Consider the following 25,215-nt stretch of genomic DNA (forward strand, 5'->3'; position numbering starts at 1 on the left):
TTATACACCTTCCTTATATAAGTTCTTCCGCGTATACCCTATAAACACAATATCATAGAATCGGGTATATCTCTAAGCAGGCCATATGGAGACCCATATAACAGCTATACCCAGCACTATGATTCTTGCCGCGCTCATAAGCATGAAATTCTTGACGGACAGAATGAAGGTCGTACCTTTATGCTGCTCCTGCTGGAAGCGCGCGATATTGCGGCGCAGCGGAATCAGTGTCAGCAGGAGGAGAAGCACCAATACCGGATGAATGCCAAGCAGGACCAGCACGATCAGATCCACAAAAGAAACATAGTAGAGCAGCTTGAACAGCAGCAGCGCATTTTTGCGTCCGATATACACAGGCAGCGTATACCTGCGGTTATCCATATCATCCTCAATGTCGCAGATGTTGTTAGCCAGCATGATGCCGGCAATTCCGAGGATGGCCGGCACCGAGAACCAGAACAGATACAGCACCTCAAGGAAATTAATGTGCAGACTGATCCAGTTGCCCTGAAGCAGGAGGGTCACCACCGCCTGATCCGAGTGAATGTAGGCCGAGATGAAGATAATGACGAAACCCATGAACAGGCCGGAGAACAGTTCCCCCAGCGGCATCCGCGAGATCGGAATCGGCCCGAAGGAATACAGGATGCCGATCAGGAAGGACAATCCGCCGAGCAGAAATACAATCAGTCCCGTCTGGGAGACCAGAGCGATCCCGCCGCCCGCCGCAAGTACAAGAAGAATGACGATCGTCGCCACCACCGTACTTTCCTTCAGCTTGTAATGGACGATGGGATTATGGGTTTCATACCCGTAGCCGTGGGTTTTTGCCGCTTTTTTGAAATCATAATAGTTATTGATCGCCGTTGTTGCCATATCGAAGCTGAGGAGCGATACAAACATCAGCGCGAAGCGCAGGATATAGAAGTCCTCGAACCGGTATAAGGCATAGAGTGTCCCCAGCAGCAGCGGCAGCATACTGGCTACCTTCGTCGGCAGCTCGACAAACTTGAAGAAGGTTTTTATATTCACGGCCATTCATCCTTATCTGTTAGATGCGCACTGTTACTTTGCAGAGGTTGTAACCGTCACCGGTGACCATTCGGCGATTACCGTCTGCCCGTGTGCGGATACGCTGCCCTCCGGTGTCAGATCCTTCTCGGTCATAATGCCCAGTGCAATAGTGAAGCTGTTGAATTTAACCGGCACATTCTGCTCGCGGCGCACCTCTTGACCGTTCACAAAGAATACAGCCTCGTTTTTGCCCCGGTGGTAGGTAATTTTGTAAGTATTGAATTCACGCGCCTTGAAGCCGGTATCCTCTGTGAAGATGCAGAAGTATTTGGTTCCCCCGGTCTCGGGTACTGTTACACCCGGAAACGGCAGAATTCCATACACACTGGCATATTTATCGTTACCGGCAAAGAAATCGAGCGCAGCACCTGTTGTGAAATCAAGTAAATTCAGCGAAACATAGCCGTCATACAGATCGCCCGGCGCTGTCCCCTGCGTACGGGCACGGATCTGCAGCTCGAAGCTGATCTCCCCCTCTTCAGGCACTTCTACCGGCTGGGCCGAATAATACATATGCTTGGCATTATCAAGAATCTGCACATGGTCGTTCTGGCGGCTCAGCTGAGCCCGCACATACAGATATCCATTACGTACAATCACTACAGCTTCCGGTTCACGGTAAGCCCAGAACGAGCCGTCAGGCAGCGTGAAGCCGCCGGTTCTCCAGACCTTACCCTCAGTCAGAATGGTATGAAAATCTCCGATTACGGTTTGTTTGACCTCAGCCGGTTGCACTTCTTCACTAATTGGTTTGTTCTTGTCCATGGGTTCTCCCGCTTTCTGTAATGTAGTAAATTCCGGTTTCAGACCAGTCCCTGAATGAGCAGTGCTACCGCCATGATCATCCCGCAGCGCACAGAGGCCCGCTGTGAGGCGCCCATGAGCGGCAGATAAGCGGCGGATGCATTCTGCGGCTGCAGGTTACGGTAGACATGCACCGGTGCAATGGCCGTCAGCAAGGCGAGCAGCGCATACACCGGCAGTACATCAAGCAGTACACAAACAATAAGGGATGCATATGAGGTATAGAGCAGTACATGAGAGAAAATCAATGCCCTGCGTTCGCCCCATACTACAACAAGCGTACGCTTGCCGGCCTGCTGGTCAGCTCTCCAGTGCAGGAAGTGATGGTTGAACAGCAGCAGCGTTGTCAGAAGCCCGATCGGCAGAGACAGCAGGACAGGCTTCAGGCTGAATTCACCAGTCTGAACGAAATAGGCGCCCAGAACAGGCATCAATCCAAACGCAAGGAAGATCGCAAGCTCACTGTAGCCCTTGCCGCGGTAGCCGAAGCGCAGCGGCGGGGCGACATAGAAATAAGCGATCAGCGCACCGCCGGCGACAAACCACAGAATCTCCCAGCCGCTGTACAAGCTAAGCAGCAAGCCGCAGATAACTGCAACGGCCAGCAGACCCCAGGTCAGGAGCGCAAACAGCGACTCCCGCATGATGCCTCCGGACAGGAAACCGGAATTCGTAGAGATGGCCTCAGGTGTATTATGCGCCTCCGTGTCGGTTCCGTTGCGGAAGTCCCATAAATCATTCACCATATTGGAGAATAAGTGCGCCGCAGCTGCTCCGACAAAGGTTATAACAAACAAAAACGGATGGAATACTCCCTGCCATACATATGCCCCGACCGTTCCCAGGACAACCGGTATGAGCATAACGGGAATAACTCCAAACCGTGAGGCTTTCTTAAAAATCGTCCATTTTTCCATCATGCCAAGGATTATCTCCTTCAATTATTATTTGATAATAATTATCATTAAATTATTATACATCAAATTTCGACACTTTGGGGAGATTTACGCTGCAAAATATTCCCTAATCGTGGTACACTATTATAGATGGTACTTATTTCCTATTAAGTCTTAAATATTAAAGGGGAGCATCATGAAACTCCGCAAAAAAATATTTATCTTCATTGGCTTGGTTGCCGTGCTCGGGATAGGCGCTACCTACCTGCTTCTTCACATGATTCTGCTTAACCGTTTCGAGAAGCTGGACGAGGCGCAGCTGCAGCGCAACTTGACCAAAGCTGTGGCTTCCTATAATGAAGAACTGCAGGACATGAAGACCGGACTTCTCAATTACTCCGTGTGGGATGAAACCTACAGATTCATGGAATCTGTAAGAAATACCGGCCCGGCCTTATCCGGCGGTACTGCCCCCACCCCCAGCAGCTTTGACCAGACCACCTATGAAATCAACCGCTTCGATATGATCGCCCTGCTGGATTTGAACGGCAGTCCAATATATGGCGGCTCCTACGATCTGGCATTAGGAAGTGTTACCCCCCTGACACAGGAACAGCTCACTCTTTTCAAGCTGATCCATAGCCGTCTGCCTGCTTTCACCGGAACCGAAGAGAGCAGGAGCGGCGTTGTTATTCTGGATAAGGGTCCTATGCTGATCACACTCACGCCCATTGCCGGCAGCAGCAGTGACAAGCCGGTGATTGGCACGGCCGTTGCCGGAAGAATGCTACACCCGGAAGAGATTTCGCATATCTGGAAGGACACCCTCTCCACTATTCACGTGTCCCGCGCCACCTCTGCGCTGCTTGCGGAGAGCGGAGGCCAGCCGACCTGGACCCATCCGGTCTCAGACGGCATGATGTCGATTCATACGGCGGTGAATGATCTGTTCGGTGATCCGGGCCTGATCATCTCCCTGAAGGAGCCCCGGCAGCTCTACAATAGCGGACTGAAGTCCATAGGCACCTTCCGCATGCTCTATTTCATCTCCATGCTGCTGCTGCTTGCCGCAAGCATGCTCTTCGTCAACCGGTTTATTCTGGACCGGATGTCATCGCTGGTAAGAAATATCCGTGCTATCGGCAGCAGCAAGGATCTGTCTATCCGGATTCCCAGCACCGGACGGGATGAATTCGGCGAAGTGGAGGTTGAATTCAACCGGATGATCGATTCACTGGAACAGGTTCAGAACGAGCTGCGGCAGCAATCCCTGCTGGACCCGTTGACCCAGCTGCCTAACCGCTCACTCTTTTTTGCCAAGCTGAATGAAGCCATCGCCGCGGCCAAAGGACTCAACCGGCAGATTGCCCTGGTATTTATTGATCTGGATCATTTCAAGACGGTGAACGACACTCTGGGCCATGATTTCGGGGATGCCATCCTGAAGGAGACGGCCTTCCGGATCTCACAGGTTGTCGGCAAACACGATGTGGTCTCCCGGCTTGGCGGGGATGAATTCACCATTCTGCTCTCCGATGTCCCCGATGCCGGGAGCATTCATACGCAGCTGTCACGGATTCAGGAGGCTCTCTCTATGCCCCACCATATTAAGGGGCATCTTCTATATAATACGGCCAGTATCGGCATCAGCATTTATCCGCAGAACGGTGAAGATGCCGATTATCTGGTCAAACAGGCAGATCTGGCCATGTTCCATGTCAAGGAGACAGGCCGCAATAACATCTTTCTGTATTCAGAGGATCTTGAGGCAGGGATCCGGCGCAAGAAGGTCCTGGCCCAGCAGTTGCTCTCTGCCGCAGTGGCGAACGAGTTCGAGGTGCATTATCAGCCCATCCTTGGTGCAGGCACTTTACAGGTATCGAAGGTGGAGGCGCTGCTGCGCTGGACCAGTCCGAGCTACGGAAGTATCTCACCGGCCGAGTTCATCCCGCTGGCGGAGAGCAGCGGCTCGATTGTCGGCATTGGCGGCTGGGTACTGCGGCAGGTCTGCTCTGATATGCGTGAATTCCGCAGCCGGGGGCTGGAAGTTACCGCCGCGGTCAATATCTCTGCCCTGCAACTGATGCAGCCCGGCCTCCTTGAATTGCTGCTCGATCTGCTTCATGAATATGAACTGCCTGCTTCGAGTCTGGAGCTGGAGATCACAGAGAGCGTTCTGGTCTCCGGGGACAGCATCTTCCGGTCACTGCAGCAGCTTAGAGCCCACGGCTTCCGGATCTCGCTTGATGATTTCGGCACAGGCTTCTCTTCCTTAAGCTATCTGCGCCGCTTCCCTGTCGATGTCATTAAGATTGACCGTTCCTTCGTTTCCGAGATGTCTCCGGCCCCGCCGGGTGATGTGCTCGTCAAGGCGATTATTGAGCTTAGCCATAACCTCGGGCTGCAGGTCGTCTCCGAAGGCATAGAGCATCAGGAGCAGTTCGACATGCTGCGCGCGCTGGGCAGTGACGAGCTGCAGGGATTCTATATCAGCAGGCCTCTGCAGGTCGCGGCACTTTATTCTTTTTTAGCGCAGAAAAATTACTTTCCGGAGTCAAAATAAGCAGTAATTTTATAGGCAAGCTACCGGGTATATGATATGATAGGCAAGCTGATAACAGCACCCGCTCCGGGTGCTGTTATCCTATGCGAACAATTATGAAAATTGGAGGCTTTAATTGTTATGTCAGCGCAACCGCAAACAACTCAATCCGTCAAAATTGTCACCGCCGACCCCAGCGCCATCGGCTTGTTCGGATTGGCTATCGTCACCTTGGTCGCTTCTTCACAAAAGCTCGAAATTACAACAGGTCTAAGCTACGCTATTCCATGGGCTATCTTCCTCGGAGCCTTCGCCCAGCTGTTCGCATCCATTCAGGATGCCAAGCACAACAACACCTTTGGCATGACCGCTTTTGGTGCCTATGCATTCTTCTGGTTCGGCATGGGCGCAAGCTGGCTGATCAAGCTCGGGGTATTCGGTACGGTGCTGGCAGAAGGCGTTGATCCCAAGCAGCTCGGATTTGTTTTTGTAGGATATCTTGTGTTCACCCTGTTCATGACGCTCGGCGCCGTTGAAGCAAACCGCGTCCTGCTGGTCATCTTCATTCTCATCGACTTCCTGTTCCTCGGCCTCGCTATGGATTCCTTCGGAGTCGCTGCGGAATTCTTCCACAAGCTGGCTGCCGTTGCGGAAATGGCTATCGGAATTGTATCCCTCTACGGCTGCGGCGCATCTGTGCTCAATGCTCATTTCGGACGTACTTTCCTGCCTATCGGCGCACCACTGGGCATCTTCAAGAAATAATTACAGGTTCAGGCTCAAGCTACTTGGGCTCCAATCTTAAGAGCAACGGATAAATACTTGCTGCCTTCGGGGCAGAAGGTGTTTATCCGTTTTGAATTTACACGGCTGTTTGTTAGGTTTTTCCTTGCGCAAAGACGATAAAAATGACATGCTATAGAAACACCTACGACATATCTCGACATTTTTCTGCGGTGCAGGAACCGCTTTTTATGAATAGCAAATCTACTGCTTTAATCTTTCGGGTATCGGAGGCAATCCATGGCTTTCATTAATAAAAAGCCTTTAACGATTATTGTCGGCTTCTTAGTCGTCCTGCAGCTCTCGCTGTTCTACTATTATTCCTTGTCCGTGAACCGGGAATACAGGGCTGAGAAGGCCGATCTGTCCTCACAGGCAGTCATGCTGACCTCAAATATTGAGGAGAGAGTGGCAATTGTCAAAGGCGTAAGTTCCTTTATTCAAACGGTCGGCTTCGATGCTGATCCCGCACTCATTAATAACTATCTGGTAACGGCACACAACACCAACTCAAGCAATGTCACGAACATTATGATCGCTCCTGACGGTCTTATCCGCTACCTCTACCCTCTTGAAGGCAATACAGCGATTCTGGGCAAAAGCCTGCTGCTGGATGCCTCCCTGGCCTCCCCCGGCATGATCCAAGAAACGATACGCTCCCGCGGCATTACGGTAGACGGGCCCCGTACATTAGCCCAAGGCGGCTATGGAATGGTAATCCGGCAAGCAATTTACAAAGACAACTCTTTCGAGGGCATCGTCTCGGTTACAGTGAAGATTGATAACATTGTGAACCAGCTTGCTCTCGAGGACAGCAATATATATGTTACAGCCGAGGACCACACGTTCCTCTTTGGCAATGAATCGCATGCCGATGACCTGCAGCTTACCGTTCCTGTTCAGGCCTATAATCAGCATTGGCTGATGGGGATATCCCTGCCCTCCTATAAGAAATGGCAAGTGTTCCGCAGCGTGCTATGGATCGATATTGCCTTCCTGCTTGTAATTGCTTTCATTCTCTACGTTTTCTGGCATCAGAGCCGGTTTAACCGTGAGCTGGAGCGTGTAGTCAGTCTCCGGACCCGTGATCTGAGCATCTCCAAGCGTTTATACGAGAAGCTCGCGCATTACGACAGTCTGACGGACATTCCGAACCGGCGTTATTTCATGGATGAATTCGAGCGGCTGCTGCAATGCTCTGACCCGACTCAGACTTATACCTTATTCTTTTTCGACTTGAACCGGTTTAAGGAAATCAATGATACACTTGGGCACTCTACAGGGGATCAGGTGATTAAGACACTGGCCGGCCGGCTGAAATCCGGTGAGCTGCCCTTCAAGCTGTTCGCGCGTACCGGCGGAGATGAATTCGTCATGATCTTCCCTGACCTGCCGCGTGAGCAAATCCCCGTGATTGCCGAACAGATCAGCTTATTAATCTCGCAGACGCTGCTGATCTCCGGAGCACATCTCAGCTTGTCCACCAGCATCGGCATTTCCCTGTACCCGGAGCATTCGAAGAATAAAGATGATCTGCTCAAATTCGCGGATATGTCCATGTACCAGGCCAAGACACAGGAAGACGCCAACTTCTTCATCTTCGACTGGGAGCTGCGCGAGAAGCTGGAGCAGAAGACGATGATCGCTAAGTATTTGCATTCTGCACTGGAGCGGGAAGAATTCGTGCTGTATTATCAGCCGCAGATCAATGCCGTCACAGGTAAAATGATTGGTATGGAGGCGCTGATCCGCTGGAACCATCCCGAGAAGGGTCTGATCGGACCCGGCACCTTCATCGCCGCCGTGGAAGAAGCCGGACTGATGATCCAGCTCACCGACTGGGTGCTGCGCGAGGTATGCCGCCAGCTCTGCGAGTGGCGGAACCTGGGAATGCCGCTGCTGCGGACATCGATTAATATCTCCAACAGCTGGTTCTACAACCGCAATCTGATCGAGAATCTGCTCTCTGTCCTTGACCAGTACGGACTGGATACCGATATGCTGGAATTCGAGATTACAGAGAGTACCGCACTGCTGGAAGAACACTATCCGCTGCTGCAGCAGATGCGCGATCACGGAATCATCGTTTCCATTGACGATTTCGGCACGAAATATTCCTCACTGAATTACCTGAAGCATTTTCCCGTGAACAAAATCAAAATTGACCGGACCTTCATCACCGGCATCGGAGTCAGCTCCATTGACGAGACCATCATCAAATCCATCGTCTTCGTCGCCTCGCAGCTCGGCTATGACCTGATTGCCGAAGGGGTAGAGACGCCGGAGCAGCTCGCCTTCCTGGTGAAGCATGATTGCCCGCATATCCAGGGATTCCTGTTCTTCCCTCCGCTGCCTGCCGACGAAATCCGCAAGCTGGCTTCATAAACGGGGGATCGTTATAATAAAGGTAAGACTGAAGTTAACCCGAAAGGATTATGAGAACATGAATGGATTAACTACCGGCGAAATTGCCGGAACCGTTATATTTGCGCTGATCCTGGCCCTACTTGCCTACCGCATTATCCGCGGAATGCCGAAGATGGCCGGAGATATTACAGCTTTCCGCAAACGCACACTCGTCTGGACCCAGGTCGCATTGGTACTTACGGTCCTCCAGTTGAACTTCAAAGCAGGAGACTGGCGTTTCGGAATTATTCTTGGACTGATCGTGCTCTTTACCGGAAGCATCTGGCTGTCCGCACGCCGTTATGATAACGCCCGTCTGGCTGAGTCCGCAGCAGAGCCGCAGGACAGTTCCAGAGAATAACACATTAATCTTTCAAGTGGAAACGGATACCGTCCTTTTGAAGGACGGTATCCGTTTCAGCGAGAAATAGAAGGATAATTTATAGCGTGTAACATATAGATTCTTATATTTGAATTTGAAGCTCCCGCATGGGGGCATTTTTTAGGAGGAGTTGCTGTGAGCAGTACAAAAGCATTGGGCATCTACGGCTTCCGCTTCAGTGAGCCGGACCGGCTGCCGCTGCTGAATCTCTTTGCAGCCGGGCATTCGGTTGAGCTGAGCCCGGATTATCACTGGAACGGCCTGGAGCGCAGTGATGGTCCGCTGCTGCTCTTCCAGTACACCGTTTCGGGAAGCGGGATCTATGAGCTTGACGGGGAGAGCTTCAGCATCGGCCCCGGACAGGCCTTCATGGCTGAGATTCCCGGCAGCCACCGGTATTATCATCCCGGCGGCACGGAGCCGTGGGAGTTCTATTTCCTGCTCTTCCGGCCGGAGCCGCTGCTGCCGCTCTGGAATGATATCAAGTCCAGAATCGGGGCAACCCCGGCCCTGGATTCCGGCAGCCCGCCGGTCCGCATGCTGCGCGATATCGTCCGTGAAGCCCATGCTGGGCGGATTACCGATCCTTACTCGGCTTCCTCGCTGCTGCATCAATTCATGATGGAGCTCGGCAGGCATACCTCCGGCGGCCCGCGCGACGCGGCCGGATGGCCGCCGGCCATCCGCGAATGCGTCCGGTTCATCGAGGAGAATTACAGCTCCATGATCGGCCAGGAGCAGCTTGCCGGGAAGCTGGGCCTCTCGAAATTCCATCTGCTGCGGACCTTCAGCAAGGCAGTGGGTGTTACCCCCAATGACTATTTGAACCGGGTCCGCATTGAACATGCCGTGGAGCTGCTGAGAACAACAGACTGCAGCATCGAAGCCATTGCGGGTCAGGTCGGCTATTCCTCTGGCAGTTACTTCATTAAGGTATTCCATAAACTTACCGGGCAGACACCGGGTGCCTTCCGTTCAGGGAACGGCAGCCTGAACTACAGCCGCCTGTTCTTCAGCTGACCCTTGAAAGTGTTACCTTTTCCGCCCCCCGTAAAGGATCAAACCGAGCAGGCTCAGCAGGACTGGAAAGCCGGTGAGCAGCAGAAGAGAAGAGGCCATTCCCTCGTATGAGGTTGTGCCGACTACAATCGGAATCTCAAACACTCCGGATTGGGTAAGTATGAACATTACCAGACCGATACCTAGTCCGATTAACGCCATTCTGGTCATGTGTCTGGAAAATGATGTTGATTTCATGTGGATTTCCTCCATTTTTCATGATTAATAGTGATTAATCTTGGTCCAGCCGTCTTCTTGACAGGTAAGCAGCCGTTAACAAGCCCATGCTGATTAATAGATAGACCATATTCGTAATGAGCAGATTACCCGCAGAAGTCTCTGAATTCCTTGTGCCCAAAAAGTTAAGATAAGGCATTCTGCTGAACGGACCGAGGTACCAGATGATCAGGTATACCAGCTCAAAGGTACGGCCTGTCCCGGTCAACACCCCGCATGCGAGGGCCAGACTGGGAATCAGAAATGCCGCTGCAGTCCAATAGAGGATATGTTTACAATCTCCCTCGAGGAGCATTCGCAGGAGCAGACCTCCTCCCGTGATGCAGGTAAGCATAACTCCTGAAATCCACATCGCCGATAACTGACGGGTAGCGTAACGCGGGCTCGAAGCTACAAGGTATTGCGTCCCGCAGCGTGCGTCCCGGCTCCCCAGTCCGGACCAGAGCCTCAGCGGCCAGATCCAGACGGCAGGCCAGATCTTCCACTCGGCTGAGACGGAAATCGGAACCGCGAGTCCCAGGATGAACAGCACGGAGGCAATGACAAGCCAGCGTAGTGTAGCGGCGTCCTTCATCATTAAGCGCCATTCTGCATGGATTAAGGTCAGGAAGGACTCCCTGATGACTACAGGCGGCAGCATGGATACATACACCCCGGAAACGGGGTGCCCAATTTCCTTTTGCAAATCAAACACTGTGTTATCCGCATCCGCGAGCCCCGTTCCAGCCCTCTTAGGCTTTCTTATAGCGTGACCAGTCTCCCTGAATCCATGAAACAGCATAGACGCTGCAGCAATCAGCACAAAGGCCGCTAGCACAATCGACAGTTGCTGCGACAGCAGCGGCCACGTCCAGTCCACACCTTGCCATTCGAACAGACGGAGCGGCTTCTCCGGAAAGAGAATTCCCATCCCATAGGAGCCGGAGGATTGCGGACTGATCGCCATCAGGTCCTTCTGCATCGCTGAAATAATAAGCTCCGGCCCGAATGGCATAACACCCGATCCAGCAGTAAAGAGCAGATATAAAACGAAGTAGAGAACATTACCCAGCGTCCCCTTAAGGATACGGGTTGTCTCGAACCCTACAGCCAGAGCAGCCACAACAGACATGAATGGCAGCGTCAGGAACAGAAATGGAGATACAAGCGGCCACCATTCGATCACCCGTTCCTCTCCCCGGACCCATTGCATAATTACCGAGGCTGCCATGACAGCTACGGTGATAGCGGACAGAACAGCGAAGTTACTGATCCATTTGCCGAACAAATAATATAGCTTCTTCACGGAGGAGGAAGCTATAATCTGTCCGACTCCGGTGGTCTCATCCCGTTCAATGCTGTTCTTAACCAAATAGAAACCCAGCAGAGACAGCAGCAGTGTGGTGGAGATGGCTAGGGAGCCGCCGATCCAGGCTGAATTATAAATCCCCCGGTACCCGTCCAGATCCAGAGTGACATAAGCAGCCTCTGCCGCAGGGACAAAGAAGTAAGCCGCCAGCAGGGTTAGGCCGAGGATGACCAGAAATGCGTATTGTCTGATCCTTTCGAGAAAATCCGCCCGCGCAATATAGGAAATAGTCCGGATGATCCTCACTTTACACCCTCCTCCTGTATGGCTCTGGCATACAGGTAGGCTTCTTCAAGACTTGGAGCTGCTTCCACCGCCTGTGGAAGCGGCCGCGCCTCCGAGACCATGCGCACCAGCATCCCGTTCTCCTGCCGGATCGTACCGCTGATCAGCCAGCCGTTACGTCCTACCTGATATTCTTCATCCGGGATGAGGACGGACCATACCTTCCCTTGCACCTTGCCTAAAAGTACAGCCGGATCAGAATAGGCCATAAGCTGCCCACGGGATAGGATGGCAATCTGACCGGCAACAGCTTCGACATCGGAAATTACATGGGTTGAAAGAATTATAATCCGCCCCCCGGACAAGTCTGTGAGCAGGCTGCGAAACCGCATCCGCTCTTCCGGGTCCAGACCTGTGGTCGGTTCGTCAATAATCAGCAGGCTTGGATCATTCAGCAGCGCCTGGGCAATGCCGATCCGCTGGCGCATCCCTCCGGAGAAGCTGCCTATTGGGCGCTTCAAGGTATGCTGGAGATTTAGCAGCTCCAGAATATCCATAATCCGCCTTCTCATCAGACGGCCGCCCAGACCTTTCAATGCGGCTGCGTATTCCAGGAACTCCAGCGGATTCAGATGGGGATATACGCCAAAGTCTTGGGGCAAATATCCCAAGACTCGGCGAAGTTCATCTGGCTTCTTCTGAATATCTGCCCCGTTCCAGGTGATCTTCCCGGCTGTTGGTTGTGAGACGGTCGCCAGAATCCTCATCAGTGTTGATTTACCCGCCCCATTAGGCCCCAGCAAACCTATAATTCCCGGCCTGAGCTGAAGGCTAATCTCCCGCAGTGCCCAGACCCCCTTCTTGTACTGCTTGCTAACCTGTTCTATCTCCAGCATACTCATTCCCCCTGTTGCTCTTATTGTAGGGTTCCAAAGTAAAATCGGAGTAAACGGCAGACAAATATCAGCCTAACTATGCAGCGGCAGCGTTACGCAGACCGAGGTTCCTTCGTTAAGACGGCTTGTCACGCTGATGTCTCCTGCGTGTGCCAGCACCAGCTGACGCGCAATCGCCATACCTAATCCGGTTCCTTCCGACAGGATATCAGTGGAGGTACCGCGGTAATATTTATCGAACAAACGGCTGACGTTCTCCTCGCTCATCCCTGCTCCATCATCTGCAATAACAATCTCCAGCCGGACATCCTGCCTAATGAGAATCTTAATACGGGTATCCGGAGGATTATGAAGAATGGCATTGAGGATTAAGTTATGCAGCGCCCGCCCAAGAAGCCGCGGGTCCAGCTCCGCTTCAATATGGGACTCTGCGGTTTCGAGGGTCAGGTTATATCGGGCAGCACGGGGATCATTAGTCACATCTGCCACAATCCGCCGCACGAATTCAACCAAATCCGTCCGTTCCCGCTGCAGTGGAGTCTGTTGCTCATCCAGCCTGAAGGATAAATTCAAATCACCAATAAGCTCCTGCATGTGATTGGCCTTTTGTTCAATTTCCGTCAGAAATTTAATGGTTTCTTCCTTCGTCCAATCATATTGGGGAGACAGCATCATCGAAGAATAACCTTTAATATAAGTAAGCGGGGTCTTGAGATCATGGGAGATCCCGGCGACCCACTCCATCCTCATCTCGTCCAGATGTCTCCTCTCTTGCTTGCTGTTCTCCAGTATGCCAGATAATGTCTGCAGCTGGACAATCAGCTCTTTGAACAAGCGGTACGGCCGCTTCAGCTTCTCCGATCTCCGGGTATAGATCTTCCGGTCACCCGCCCGATCGATGTATACTCCACCTGCCAGAAGGTCAATTCTGCGGATAATGTAATACAGCGGCTTCCCTAATGTCCAGCCGGCAACGATCATGAACCAGAACAGGATGGCAGGCAAACTGATCAATACCGCGAGATCCTGTTCTGGCCCCTCGTGCGGCAGAATCTGCTCCGTTAGAAGGACTAGAACGCCACTTATAACCAGAGCAAGCAGAGGCAGACTCAGCATGAGATATAAGACAAGACGAAGACTCTGGCGCAGATTAATCTTCATGAATAGCCGCCGCCTTCCTGGCGGGAACGAATTTGTAGCCGATGCCGCGTAAATTCACTATGTATTTGGGATCTGCCGGATCTTCTCCAAGTCTTTTTCTAAGTCTGGAAATATGAATCACCACGGTCTTCTCATCTCCTGTCAGCGCCTGTCCCCAGACCTGTTCATATAACTGAAGCGCGGTGAACACCTGATTGGGATGCTCGCACAGAAAAACCAGCAGTTCGTATTCTTTCGCCGGACAAGGGGTATCCACTCCATGTACGGTCAGTACAGCAGCGCTTTTATCCACAGCAAACACACCGAAGTCCATAACCTGCGCTGCCGGCGCCGCCGGAGCACCGTACTGATTCTTCCGGCGCAACTGCGCCCGGATTCTCGCCACAACCTCCATCGGGTTGAACGGCTTTGTAATGTAGTCATCTCCTCCGATGCCAAGGCCCATTAATTTATCATAATCGCCCGAGCGTGCAGTCAGGAATAACACCGGAACCGTTGTATACCTGCGGATCTGCTGACACAGCCCGAATCCGTCTGTATCCGGGAGCATCACATCCAGCACAATGAGATCGAAGGAAGCGCCTTCGACCAGCGCCATAGCTTCCTGCCCAGAAGCTGCTGTTGAAATATGCCTGAATCCCTCTTTATGGAGCAGCAGCTCAAGCATCGTCAGAATCCCTTTTTCGTCGTCTACCAGCAAAATGTGTTCATCCTGCAACCTTATCCCTGCCTTTATCCAAAATATTGAAAATCCTCACCTGTATGCTGTATTCGCCGGGCAGGCATACTTTACCTCCGTACAACCATACTAATGACATTCTATGGATACTGATGGAGGGTTAACGAATGGGTAAAAAATTAAATCTGCTGATGTTCAGCGGAGAATATGACAAAGCCATGGCGGGGCTGATTCTGGCGAATGCCGCAAGGGATATTGAGGTGGAGGTTACGATGTTCTTCTCATTCTGGGGGCTGTTCCTCATCCGGGACCCGGAGACAATGACGCTGGAGGACAAGAGTATCTACGAGAAGCTGATGGATGTTATCACGCCCAAAGGGCCGGAGCAGCTGCCGCTCTCGCGGATGAACTTCAGCGGCCTAGGCAAGCTGATGCTGGAGGAGATGATTGAGGATCAGGGGGCGCCGAAGCTGATTCATTTCCTGAAGGGGGCGCGCAAAAAGAACATCAAGTTCTATGCCTGCAAGCTCTCGGTGGAAATTATGGGCTTCAAGCCGGAGGAGCTGCTGCCGGAGGTGGAGATTATCGACGCTGCGGCATACTTGAAGGACGCACTGGAGAGCGATATTCAGCTTTTTATCTAAGCAGTATTGTGGTCCGGCATGGGCTTTAACCTAATTCCGGGCGCGGGCATATACTGAGGGCAAGCGGAAACGGATTTGCCGTCCTTCTATCAGGACGGTACCGCCATCCCTCCAAGGACGGTCCCCTTCCGTATCCGCGACAACAGATTCATTGTCTGGAGGGATTATCCGTGCTGAGTATCCGCCACGCCGGTGCAGCAGATGCGCCGTCATCACTGCAGGAGCATTTCGCGGCTTTTCGCGAGCATATCATAGGAAACCGTCATATGATTACTACCCCGTACGGCCGCCAGCCGCTGCTGTATGCTGACTGGACAGCCAGCGGGCGGCTGTACGAGCCGATCGAGCGCAGAATACAGGAGAGCTTCGGCCCCTATGTCAGCAATCCGCATACTGATTCCAATACCACAGGGCTAACGATGACCCTGGCTTATAATGAAGCCCGGCAGATCATCCGGCAGCATGTGAATGCCGGTCCCGGAGATGCGCTGCTCTTCTGCGGCAACGGCACTACCGGAGCGGTGAACAAGCTGCAGCGGATCATGGGCCTTAAGCTGCCGGAATGGCTGCAGCAGAACTACGTCTGTCCGCCGGAGGAACGCCCGGTTATCTTCGTGAGTCATATGGAGCATCATTCCAATCTGCTGCCCTGGCAGGAGGGCATCGGCGATGTGGTCACCGTTCCATCCGGGCCGGGCGGGCAGGTTGACCTTAAGCAGTTAGAGGAGCTCCTGCTGCGCTACCGGAACCGCCGCTTCAAAATCGGCTCCTTCACCGCCTGCTCCAATGTCACCGGCATCCAGACACCCTACCATCAGCTGGCCGCCGTCATGCACCGGCATGACGGGGTTTGCTTTGTCGATTTTGCCGCGAGCGCACCTTACGAACGGATCGACATGCATCCCGTATCTCCGCAGGAGAAGCTGGATGCCATCTTCTTCTCTCCGCACAAATTCCTCGGCGGCCCCGGAACCGGCGGAGTGCTGCTCTTTGACGCCGCACTTAGCACCGGCAGCGTGCCGGATGAACCCGGCGGAGGCACCGTGGTATGGGTCAACCGCTGGGGCGGGCGCCGCTATATTGCTGACGTGGAGGTACGCGAGGACGGAGGCACCCCCGGTTCCCTGCAGGCTATCCGCACAGCGCTGTGCATCAGACTGAAGGATCAGATGAACGGACCCGGACAATATATGGTGGTCCGGGAGCAGGAGCTATGCCGGAAGCTGCTCGCGGAGCTTGCGCAGATCCCTGGCTGCTCCGTACTGGCAGGCGCGCAGACTGAGCGCCACGGGATTATCTCCTTCACGCTGAAGGAGATCCACTACAACCTCGCCGTCCGCCTGCTGAATGACCGCTTCGGCATTCAAGCGCGCGGAGGCTGCTCCTGCGCCGGCCCGTACGGCCATCAGCTGCTCGGGCTGGACCCTGCGGATTCGCAGGCGTTCATCCAGGCGATCCACGCCGGCGACCAGTCACTGAAGCCGGGCTGGGTCCGCCTGTCCCTGCACCCGGTCATGACGGACCGGGAGGTGGAGCATATGGCCTTCGCCGTCCGTTCCATCGTCAGCCGCATCGGCGAATGGAGCAGCGATTACCGCTATAATTCTGCCACCAACAGCTGGCTTCACACCGGGGATACAGGAGAGCCCGGGGGCGAGATCCGCGAATTATTCTCTCTGTAGCGGTTTGCTGCTTGATTCCCGTTCCCGGGCCAGCCGGGCGAATCTGGACTCAATCGCCTTAACCCCCCAGAGCGACACTCCGATAAACAGCAGCACGTAGACAATCTCTCCCGGATGACGAATGAACCGGTCCACATCATTGCCGATGTAGGAGACCGCGAAGACCATAATGGCTTTGCCGGCGCATAGGGCAATCAGATAGGAACGAAGACGCATGGCGGCAAGCCCGGCAGCCATATTAATGACTACGAATGGCCCTACCGGAAACAGACTGAGCAGAAAAACATAGCTGAACCCGCTCTGGCGGACCCAGGTCATGCTTTTGGCGACCTTGGGCCGCTCCGCCCATTTGCGCAGGTAGCGGTGGCTGCCGATTTTACGGATAATCAGGAAGGTAGTTACACAGCCGGCTACAAGACCGATCCAGGAATACAGGAATCCGAGCCATAACCCGTATACCGCCCCGTTAAGCCCCACAATCGCAATGGTCGGCAGCGGCGGCACGAATGATTTCATGAAGGTAAGTCCAACTCCTGGCAGCGGCCCGAGCGAGCGGTACTGCTCCAGCAGAGTCCGCAGCCGCTCCTCGGTCAGCCATGACATTATATCTAAAAAGAACATTTCCTCAGCTCTCCTCATTACATTCTGGAATAGTTGCCGTTATACATAGCATTGAGTTTCAATTATACAATACTTCTGTCCGCCTGACGCCAAAACGTCAACTGACTAGACAAGCGTAAGCTGCCGGAGATATGATGAAATCAACTAGTAACAGAGTCGGCGTTAACCTGGATATACTCTTATCTTGTCGAACCAACAGCCAGCCCGAAGTGAGGTCTTCATGAAACCATTTGATTATAGTCTGCTGGCCAAAAGAGCGCTCGCCCTGCTGTGCATCTGCCTGCTTGCCGCATCCGCACTGGTGCCGCTCCTGGGCACCTCTTCTTCCAAATGCTCCAGCCGGCAGAACGGTTATATAGATTTGTCCGCATGTACCTTTGATGATTCCTCTGTCTTCCCGCTGGACGGTGAATGGGAGTTCTATTGGCAACAGCTGCTGGACCCGCAAGACACACTCTCCGGTACCGCGAAGGCTTCGGCTTATATGGCTGTACCCGGAGCCTGGGGTCCGGGCACTGAGACTACCGGGTTCTCCCGTTACGGATATGCCACCTACCGCCTGCTCCTTCAGCTTCCGCCGGAGGTTCCTGCCTTTGCCCTTAAGGTGAACAATATCCGTAATGCCAGCCAGGTATTCGTGAATGGCGAGCTGCTGGGAGAAAGCGGACTTCCGGGGGTATCCCTTCAGAGCACGGAACCGCGCAACACCCCGTATTCCTTTACTTTCAGTGCCAAGGACAATCAGGCTGAAATCCTTATTCATACCTCCAACTTCACCTATGCGAACGGCGGCATTGCCGAATCCATCCGGATCGGCACACCTTCATCCATAGGGGCCATAGACCAGCGGAACAGTACCTACGATATTTTGCTGGTGGCCGGTTTTGCTTTTATCAGCTTCTACTTTCTGGGACAGGGATTCCAGCGCAAAGAGGACAACTCTTCCCTGCAGCTGGCTATGTATTGCTTCACCATCGCTCTTTATATGCTGACGCACAGCGAGAAGCTGTTGTTCCAATACCTTCCTTCCATTTCCTATGAAGCCTTCAGCAAATTACAGGTCATGTCCGGCGTAATCGGGTTCTACTTCGTATCCAGCTATACTTATTCCCTGTTTCCCGCACTCTATTCCCGGCTCTTCCGGCGGATCACCTTCGTATATTCGCTCGGCTTCTGCATTATTGTACTGATGAGTACGATCCTTATTTACTCACGGATCGCAAGTATACTGCTGGTCTTCAGCTTCATTTCGGTCTGCTATACCTTCTATGTTATGGCCAAGGCAACCTGGCGGCGTGAGATCGGCTCCTATTATTTGCTGATCGGTGTGATTGCGGCGATTATGTTCACCTTCTCCCTGGCGGGCAATCTGTTCCTGGGCACGGGACTTTATGCCATTCCGCCGGTATCCGGCCCGATCTTCATCCTTGCCGAGGGCCTCTTCCTGTCTGCACGCCATGCGTATGCTTATCAGACGATCAAGCAGCTCTCCCTTCAGCTCGAACGCAAGGACCGGGACAAGGATGAGTTCCTGCTCAAGACTTCGATCGAACTGCGTACACCGCTGAATGCTATCATCAATATCTCACTGTCTATGTATGAGGGCGCCGGCGGGCCGCTTACCCCTTCACAGCGTGAGGATATGCGGCTGATCCTCGGAACCGGAAGACGGCTTGCCTTCCTCGTCAGGGATATCCTTGATTATGAACAGATCAAGCGGCAGCGCATCACCCTGCACTGGGGTGCTGTGGATATTCAGGGCGTTGCAGAAATTGTAATTGAAGTCTTCCAGTTTCTGAATAAGAACGGCGAGATCCGCATCAAGAACCGCATTCCGCCGGGTGCGTTCCTGGTCCAGGCCGATGAGCAGCGGCTGATGCAGATCCTCTACAACCTGATGGACAATGCGCTGAAATTCACCGATCGCGGCAGCGTGATTATTGAGGCCGTTCAGCTGGATGATTCCATATCGGTAACGGTCACCGATACCGGCCGGGGCATTCCCCGGGAACAGCTGGAGAGCATCTTCCGTGATTATGAGCAGGTTAACGAAGCCGATTCGCTGGAGACTGGCGGACTGGGGCTGGGGCTGGCCATTACCCGCAAGCTTGTGGAATTGCATGGGGGAAGGATCACCGTGTCCTCCACGCTTGGCCGCGGAAGCAGCTTCACCTTCACACTCCCCGCCAGGCAGGCTGACGCAGCCGTTACGGAGGAGCCGGAAGACCGCCAACTGCTGCTCACGCCGGTGCAGGCGCCTCCGGAAGCTGTGGATGAGGAATGGAAGTACAGAACCACTCCGGTAACGCACTCCACCGGACAGGCTGGCCCCTATGCTCCACGCATTCTGATTGTGGATGACGATTATGCCAATCTGAAGGCGCTGACCAATCTGCTGTCGCTGGAGAATTATACGATCTCCAGTATGGGCAGCGGCAAGGACGCACTGGCCCTGCTTGCAGAGGACCGTGATTTCGACCTCTGCATCATCGATGTCATGATGCCGGGAATGTCGGGCCTTGAGCTGTGCAGGAGCATCCGCCAGACTTACACGCCTCTGGATCTGCCGATCCTGATGGCCACAGCCGGACAGCAGCTTCACTTCAATGAAGCGGCCTTCCGTGCCGGGGCTAACGACTTCATCCATAAGCCTTATGCCTGGAGCGATCTCAAGGGACGCGTCAATACCCTGGTTCAGCTGAGACGATCGGTATCCGACCGGCTAAGTTCGGAGATCGCTATGCTGCGCGCGCAGATCAAACCGCATTTTCTCTACAATGCCATTAATACGATCATCTGGATGAGCACACGCGACAATGAGAAAACCCGGCATTTGCTGTACGATTTGAGCCATTTTCTGCGCGGCAGCTTCGATTTCAGCAATCAGGAAACGGCGATTCCGTTTGAGAAGGAGCTTGAACTGATTGAGGCTTATCTGTCACTGGAGCAGGCCCGTTTCGGGAAGCGGCTTAATGCCCAATATAATATTGAAGTCAGTGAATTTTCATTGCCGCCGCTGATTGTGCAGCCGATCGTGGAGAATGCCGTCCGCCACGGACTGATGGAGAAGATTGATGGAGGGACCGTAATCCTCTCCACCAGACAGGAGGGTAATGCCATCCTAATCACCGTCACCGATAACGGTAAGGGAATGAGCGATGAGCAGCTCTCCTCCTGGATGAACGAGGGCTACCGTTCTCCACATGGAGAAGGCACCGGAATCGGCCTGCGGAATATCAACCGCCGGCTGCTGACACAGTTCGGCTATCCGCTTGTCATTACACGCGGGAGCAACGGGGGCATCGAGGTACTTATAACAATTCCATGGAAGGATGAGGTCTCCTGAGTATATCTGTAATGGTTATTGATGACGAATGGCCGGCGCTGGAGCAGATGCGCGAGCTGCTGCTTCAGTGCGACGGCATTTCCTCTGTTCTTGTGTATGATAATCCGCGCGAAGCTTTTACAGCTGCCGTAGAACATAAGCCCGACATTCTATTTCTGGACATCCAGATGCCTGAGCTGTCCGGCTTGGCTTTTGCCGAGAAGCTGCTGCCCTTCTCACCGGACACGGATATCGTATTCGTAACAGCGTACCGGAATTATGCCGTTGAAGCCTTTGAGCTGTCGGCGGTGGATTATCTGCTGAAGCCCGTAGACCCCCCGCGCCTGCTCAAGACGTGGAACAAGATACTCTCGAAGCGTATGCTGACCGGCGCCACCGGGACAAGAAGTGCGGAAACGGCCTTCCGGCTTCTTGGCGGCTATGAGCTGACCGGTCCGCAGGGCGCCGTGAAATGGAGCACTCATAAGGCGGAGGAATTATTCGCCTATCTATGGATTCACAGACAGGGCAGCGTAAGCGTAATTCTGAATGATGTGTTTCCGCAATGGAACTATGAGAAGGGCAAGCAATATCTGCACACCACTGTCTATCAGATCCGCAAAACCCTAAAGAAGGCTGCGCTGGGGGACAGTATTGAGCTGACCTTCGACAGGGAAAACTACCGGCTGGAATCCAGGGGAATCGAAGGCGATACCGAAAGGTTCATGGAGGCAGCCACGCTCGCACTGCAGAACAATCAGCCGGAGGAGATGCGTGATGCTGCCGCCCAGTACACAGGGGATCTGCTGCAATCGCTGGACAGCCTCTGGGTGTATTCCTCCCGCGACAAATACCGCCGGATCTATCTTAAGCTGCTGGAGCAGCTTGCCCTGGAGCTGATACAGTCCGGACGTCATTATGAAGCTGAAGATTACGCCGTACGCCTGGCCGAGCTGGAGCCGCTGGATGAGAGTTATGCCCTGCAATTGATCTCCATTTATTATGAAATCGGCAAACCTCTGAGAGCGCAGCGAAAATTCACCCAATTCAGGGACTCCTACAAAGCCGAGACGGGTGATGACCTGCCGGAATGGTTCATGGAGGTCTATCAGCGCCTGGGTAAATAAGTGCTGAAGCATGTTCAAAGATTAAAGCACACTAAAAAAGCAGCTCCGGCTTCCTTCCTCCTGCCCGGGCTGCTTTTTAGCGCAAATATGTATATTTTGTGCTCATCGATTCGATATTTTATGTCATAGTTCGACGTTTATCAGCGTTTTATCAGTGACAATTGTTACCATTGTTCTTACACAGGTTGATTCAGGCACAGGATGCATGATTAGAGCTACGGAGGTTGAAGAATGAATACATGGACCGGATTCAAAAAAGTTGTCAAAACTACCCGATTGCTGCCGCTTATGATGTCGATGATTCGTGAGGTTACTGTAGATAGTACGGCTCCTGCGATGTCCGTAGAAGTTACCACGGATAAAAGCTCCTATTTACCCGGTGATGAAGTAACGGTACAGGTCCTTTTGCGGGATTTCGCTCCCAATGACCATGGCTACAGCTATTTCAACTTCATTGTGCAATATGACAGTCAGGTATTCGACAACGCCGAATACACGCAGCAGTCTGTCTATACGGATGCAAACTATACTCCCGGCGATGAAGTGAATAATATCTTTCAGTTCAATTTCCAGAACCCGGTTGACGGAAGCATCTATCTCGGAATGAACACCACCATGCGCGGAATCGATATTCAGGTCGAAGCGGCCAATAAACTAAGCTGCATTCCGGCTGTAGACCAGACGCTGGTAACCTTCAAGCTGCGGGTCAGAGAACAGACACTTGCATCCTCCTCGACCATCAGCCTTGCTAATGAATTCACCAGAATCCGAACCTCCGAAGCAGGCAACAGCTTTTATCTATACTCGCCCGATGTTACCGAGATCACTCCCGCCCCTGTTGAAATTACCCGCTCCCCGTCCGTATCTGTCTTCTCATCCCCGGAGTCAACTAACCGTCTGGCGTAGCGGAGTCCCCCTCAAATCCAGATCCAGCTTCATATACACTGCAGATTGGCAGCCGTCTCTCCTTCCTGTACTATAGCTGTATACATACTCAGGAAGCAGGTGGATTGTTATGCTGCATTCAGACCTTATAAATTTACGGGCAACAACCCTGGAAGATCTCGACTTTGTCCTGGCCGCCGAAAGCGCTGAGCTAAACCGCCGGTTCATCGGCCAGTGGAGCAGGGATCAGCACACAGCAGCTTTGGATGACGAAGATATTATGCACCTGATTGTTCAGGACCGCGCCGGGGAACGGGCAGGGTACGTGATCCTTACGGGAATTCAAGACCGTAACCTCACGGTCTGTATCAAGCGGATTGTCATTCAGACCAAGAGCTGCGGCTATGGAACAATGACGCTGAAGCTGCTGAGCGACTGGGTCTTCACCCGTACAGATACTCACCGGCTGTGGCTGAACGTCAAAGATTATAACTCCAGAGCACAGCATGTCTATGAGGGGGCCGGCTTTAAACTGGAAGGCACCTTACGCGAGTGTATACGGACTGAGGAAGGCTTCGAATCGCTGCAGGTCATGTCTATCCTGCGGCATGAATACAGACACGAATAATTACAGCAAAGACAGCCGGTCAGCCCATGTTCAGGAGTGATCCGGCTGTCTTTATATTTAGAATGCCGGAACTACCGCCACGATAATATTGGCAAAAAGCCGCGATCCCAGGATCGCAGCCCTCCATCCGTAATACTTGATTTACGTATGGGTTTCAATCGGCGCCGCCGGCTTGCTGCCGCCAAAGATCAGCGTCGTCACATGCTTGCGCGCATCTGCTGTAAGCAGCAGCAGCTCTACCGGTTCTCCGGCCGGCTCCCTGCGGATAAATCGGACCTTCGCGCCGTCCAGATCCTCGAAGATGCCGGTAACCGTATATCCCTGCAGCAGGAGGCTGTCAATCGCCTGCCGCTCTTGGTCGAACTCGTCGAATGCCGACATCTCAGATCACTCCTCCGCTGATTTCCGCCTGGGCCGGACGGGGCGCTTCCGCCTCGAAACGCTTGCGGTGCAAATATTTGCCCGCACCGGCTGTACCGACGAACGCCTTGTCGCGGATAACGAATTCTCCGCGGCTAAGCACAGACACCGGCTCCCCCTTAATCTGCATACCTTCAAAAGCATTATAATCCACATTCATATGATGGGTTTCTGCGGACAGCGTTCTTTCTACAGCCGGATCGAAGATGACGATATCTGCGTCACTGCCTACAGCGATTGTGCCTTTTTGCGGGAACAGGCCAAACAGCTTGGCACTGGAGGTGGAGATAATATCCACGAACTTGTTAAGTGAAATGCGGCCCTTCTGCACACCTTCAGAGTAGAGTACGCTGAACCGGTCTTCGATGGTTGGCCCGCCGTTCGGAATCTTCGAGAAATCACCCAGCCCCAGATCCTTCTGTCCCTTGAAGTTAAAAGAGCACTGATCAGAACCTATCGTCTGCAGCGTGCCGCTCCACAGCGCATCCCATAATACGTCCTGATTCCACTGCTCGCGCAGCGGAGGAGACCAGACATACTTCGCACCCTCGAAGTCCGGCTTCTCAAGCGCTGACTGGTCCAGCACCAGATACTGCGGGCAGGTCTCACCGTAGACGCGCAGCCCTTTCTTGCGGGCTTCTGCGATCTTCCAGGCGGCTTCGGCACAGGTCACATGCACTACATAGAGCTGCGAATCCGTCAGCCCGGTTAAATATGCAGCCCGGCCGGTGGCCTCGCCCTCCAGCTCGGGAGGTCGGGTCAGTGCGTGATAGATCGGATCGGTGTTGCCGGCAGCCAGCGCCTGGTCGACCAGATACTCGATCACATCGCCGTTCTCGGCATGCACCATAACGAGTGCGCCTTCATGCTTGGCCGCCTGCAGCGTCTTGTACAGCACACCGTCATCGGCCTGGAACGTGTTCTTATAAGCCATGAACACCTTCAGCGAAGTGATGCCTTCCTTCTCAATAATCTGCGGCAGCTCGCCAAGCACCTTGTCATTCAGCTCCGACACCATGAGGTGGAAGCTGTAGTCAATGACTGCTTTATCCTGCGACTTGTTATGCCAGGTGTCTACCGCCTGCTGCAGCGGCTGTCCCTTGGTGGTCAGGCAGAAGTCGATAACCGTTGTGGTTCCGCCATAGGCGGCGGCCATCGTGCCGGTCTCGAAATCATCAGCAGTGACGGTACCGCCAAAAGGCATATCCAGGTGCGTATGCGGGTCAATCCCCCCCGGAAATACGTAACAGCCGGAAGCGTCGACAATCTCGGCTCCCGGCGCTTCAAGGTTCAGGCCAATTCCGGTGATGATCCCATCTTCAATCAGGACATCCCCTGTATAAGTATCCGCTGCTGTGACGATAACGCCGTTCTTGATGATCTTCTTCATC

Annotated in this window: 22 protein-coding genes; 11 read left to right on the plus strand and 11 right to left on the minus strand. The window is 53.3% G+C overall.

Translation table 11 applies throughout. The features are described from left to right. Window positions 1-72: 72 nt before the first annotated feature. The 3 genes from NSQ73_RS28235 to NSQ73_RS28245 are packed head-to-tail and all read right to left on the minus strand — an operon-like array spanning window position 73 to window position 2,798. Window positions 73-1,032 carry a 1,4-dihydroxy-2-naphthoate polyprenyltransferase gene (locus NSQ73_RS28235; RefSeq protein ID WP_039305675.1) on the minus strand — a complete coding sequence of 320 codons (960 nt, stop codon included), beginning with the start codon at window positions 1,030-1,032 and terminating at the stop codon, window positions 73-75. A gap of 33 nt (window positions 1,033-1,065) precedes the next feature. Beyond that, entirely contained in the window at window positions 1,066-1,839 is a 774-nt protein-coding gene (locus NSQ73_RS28240; protein WP_042140312.1) for a DUF6081 family protein, read from the minus strand. A gap of 38 nt (window positions 1,840-1,877) precedes the next feature. Further along, window positions 1,878-2,798, minus strand: a complete 921-nt coding sequence (locus NSQ73_RS28245; RefSeq protein ID WP_340989490.1) for a prenyltransferase — start codon at window positions 2,796-2,798, stop codon at window positions 1,878-1,880. A gap of 172 nt (window positions 2,799-2,970) precedes the next feature. On the opposite strand from NSQ73_RS28245, the gene NSQ73_RS28250 reads away from it, so the two are divergent. The 5 genes from NSQ73_RS28250 (at window position 2,971) to NSQ73_RS28270 (ending at window position 9,907) form a co-directional block, all read left to right on the plus strand. Beyond that, entirely contained in the window at window positions 2,971-5,337 is a 2,367-nt protein-coding gene (locus NSQ73_RS28250) for a bifunctional diguanylate cyclase/phosphodiesterase (RefSeq protein ID WP_340989492.1), read from the plus strand. A gap of 120 nt (window positions 5,338-5,457) precedes the next feature. Continuing rightward, the gene (locus NSQ73_RS28255; protein WP_039305570.1) at window positions 5,458-6,081 is read left to right on the plus strand and encodes an acetate uptake transporter; all 624 of its coding nucleotides are present in this window, start codon (window positions 5,458-5,460) and stop codon (window positions 6,079-6,081) included. Window positions 6,082-6,339: 258 nt separating this feature from the next. Further along, window positions 6,340-8,484, plus strand: coding sequence for a putative bifunctional diguanylate cyclase/phosphodiesterase (locus NSQ73_RS28260; RefSeq protein WP_340989494.1), 2,145 nt, complete (start codon window positions 6,340-6,342; stop codon window positions 8,482-8,484). A 58-nt stretch (window positions 8,485-8,542) separates the two neighbouring features. Further along, window positions 8,543-8,866: a hypothetical protein gene (locus NSQ73_RS28265; protein ID WP_340989496.1), complete on the plus strand. Its 324-nt coding sequence runs from the start codon at window positions 8,543-8,545 to the stop codon at window positions 8,864-8,866. Between the two features lie 156 nt (window positions 8,867-9,022). Then, on the plus strand, window positions 9,023-9,907 hold the full coding sequence (locus NSQ73_RS28270) for an AraC family transcriptional regulator (protein WP_340989498.1): 885 nt from the start codon (window positions 9,023-9,025) through the stop codon (window positions 9,905-9,907). A gap of 12 nt (window positions 9,908-9,919) precedes the next feature. Here the strand turns inward: NSQ73_RS28270 and NSQ73_RS28275 are convergent, their stop codons facing one another. The 5 genes from NSQ73_RS28275 to NSQ73_RS28295 form a co-directional block, all read right to left on the minus strand. Then, a complete protein-coding gene (locus tag NSQ73_RS28275) occupies window positions 9,920-10,144 on the minus strand; it encodes a hypothetical protein (RefSeq protein ID WP_340989500.1) in 225 nt (74 codons plus the stop codon). A 34-nt stretch (window positions 10,145-10,178) separates the two neighbouring features. Further along, on the minus strand, window positions 10,179-11,777 hold the full coding sequence (locus tag NSQ73_RS28280) for a Tat pathway signal protein (RefSeq protein WP_340989501.1): 1,599 nt from the start codon (window positions 11,775-11,777) through the stop codon (window positions 10,179-10,181). Continuing rightward, the gene (locus NSQ73_RS28285) at window positions 11,774-12,652 is read right to left on the minus strand and encodes an ABC transporter ATP-binding protein (RefSeq protein WP_336102016.1); all 879 of its coding nucleotides are present in this window, start codon (window positions 12,650-12,652) and stop codon (window positions 11,774-11,776) included. Before NSQ73_RS28285 ends, NSQ73_RS28280 begins: the two co-directional genes overlap by 4 nt. 72 nt (window positions 12,653-12,724) lie before the next feature. Beyond that, window positions 12,725-13,813, minus strand: coding sequence for a sensor histidine kinase (locus NSQ73_RS28290; protein ID WP_340989503.1), 1,089 nt, complete (start codon window positions 13,811-13,813; stop codon window positions 12,725-12,727). Further along, complete coding sequence (locus NSQ73_RS28295) at window positions 13,803-14,531, minus strand: response regulator transcription factor (RefSeq protein ID WP_042140319.1); 729 nt, start codon at window positions 14,529-14,531, stop codon at window positions 13,803-13,805. Before NSQ73_RS28295 ends, NSQ73_RS28290 begins: the two co-directional genes overlap by 11 nt. Before the next feature lie 128 nt (window positions 14,532-14,659). Here NSQ73_RS28295 and NSQ73_RS28300 point away from each other — a divergent pair, with 128 nt between their 5' ends. Together NSQ73_RS28300 and NSQ73_RS28305 are read left to right on the plus strand one after the other, a co-directional pair. After that, the gene (locus NSQ73_RS28300) at window positions 14,660-15,136 is read left to right on the plus strand and encodes a DsrE/DsrF/DrsH-like family protein (RefSeq protein ID WP_042140320.1); all 477 of its coding nucleotides are present in this window, start codon (window positions 14,660-14,662) and stop codon (window positions 15,134-15,136) included. A 170-nt stretch (window positions 15,137-15,306) separates the two neighbouring features. Then, entirely contained in the window at window positions 15,307-16,818 is a 1,512-nt protein-coding gene (locus NSQ73_RS28305) for an aminotransferase class V-fold PLP-dependent enzyme (RefSeq protein WP_336102017.1), read from the plus strand. Here NSQ73_RS28305 and NSQ73_RS28310 read toward each other — a convergent pair. Beyond that, entirely contained in the window at window positions 16,804-17,439 is a 636-nt protein-coding gene (locus NSQ73_RS28310; protein WP_042140322.1) for a TVP38/TMEM64 family protein, read from the minus strand. The two genes, NSQ73_RS28305 and NSQ73_RS28310, sit on opposite strands and share 15 nt — an antisense overlap. 220 nt (window positions 17,440-17,659) lie before the next feature. Here NSQ73_RS28310 and NSQ73_RS28315 point away from each other — a divergent pair, with 220 nt between their 5' ends. The 4 genes from NSQ73_RS28315 to NSQ73_RS28330 all read left to right on the plus strand — a co-directional run bounded on the left by NSQ73_RS28315 (window position 17,660) and on the right by NSQ73_RS28330 (window position 23,404). Beyond that, window positions 17,660-20,785 (plus strand): ATP-binding protein, encoded by a 3,126-nt coding sequence (locus NSQ73_RS28315; RefSeq protein WP_340989504.1) that lies wholly within the window; start codon window positions 17,660-17,662, stop codon window positions 20,783-20,785. Window positions 20,786-20,796: 11 nt separating this feature from the next. Then, a complete protein-coding gene (locus NSQ73_RS28320) occupies window positions 20,797-21,891 on the plus strand; it encodes a response regulator (protein ID WP_340948717.1) in 1,095 nt (364 codons plus the stop codon). Window positions 21,892-22,122: 231 nt separating this feature from the next. Next, window positions 22,123-22,797, plus strand: coding sequence for a hypothetical protein (locus NSQ73_RS28325; protein ID WP_340989505.1), 675 nt, complete (start codon window positions 22,123-22,125; stop codon window positions 22,795-22,797). A gap of 109 nt (window positions 22,798-22,906) precedes the next feature. Next, window positions 22,907-23,404 carry a GNAT family N-acetyltransferase gene (locus tag NSQ73_RS28330; protein ID WP_340989507.1) on the plus strand — a complete coding sequence of 166 codons (498 nt, stop codon included), beginning with the start codon at window positions 22,907-22,909 and terminating at the stop codon, window positions 23,402-23,404. A gap of 141 nt (window positions 23,405-23,545) precedes the next feature. Here NSQ73_RS28330 and NSQ73_RS28335 read toward each other — a convergent pair whose 3' ends face one another. Then, window positions 23,546-23,785, minus strand: coding sequence for a hypothetical protein (locus tag NSQ73_RS28335; protein WP_042140327.1), 240 nt, complete (start codon window positions 23,783-23,785; stop codon window positions 23,546-23,548). Window position 23,786: 1 nt separating this feature from the next. After that, window positions 23,787-25,214, minus strand: coding sequence for a dihydropyrimidinase (hydA, locus tag NSQ73_RS28340; protein WP_340989509.1), 1,428 nt, complete (start codon window positions 25,212-25,214; stop codon window positions 23,787-23,789). Window position 25,215: the final 1 nt, after the last annotated feature.

It is taken from the genome of Paenibacillus sp. FSL R10-2736 (assembly GCF_038000245.1).
Taxonomy (GTDB): Bacteria; Bacillota; Bacilli; order Paenibacillales; family Paenibacillaceae; genus Paenibacillus_AQ; species Paenibacillus_AQ phytohabitans.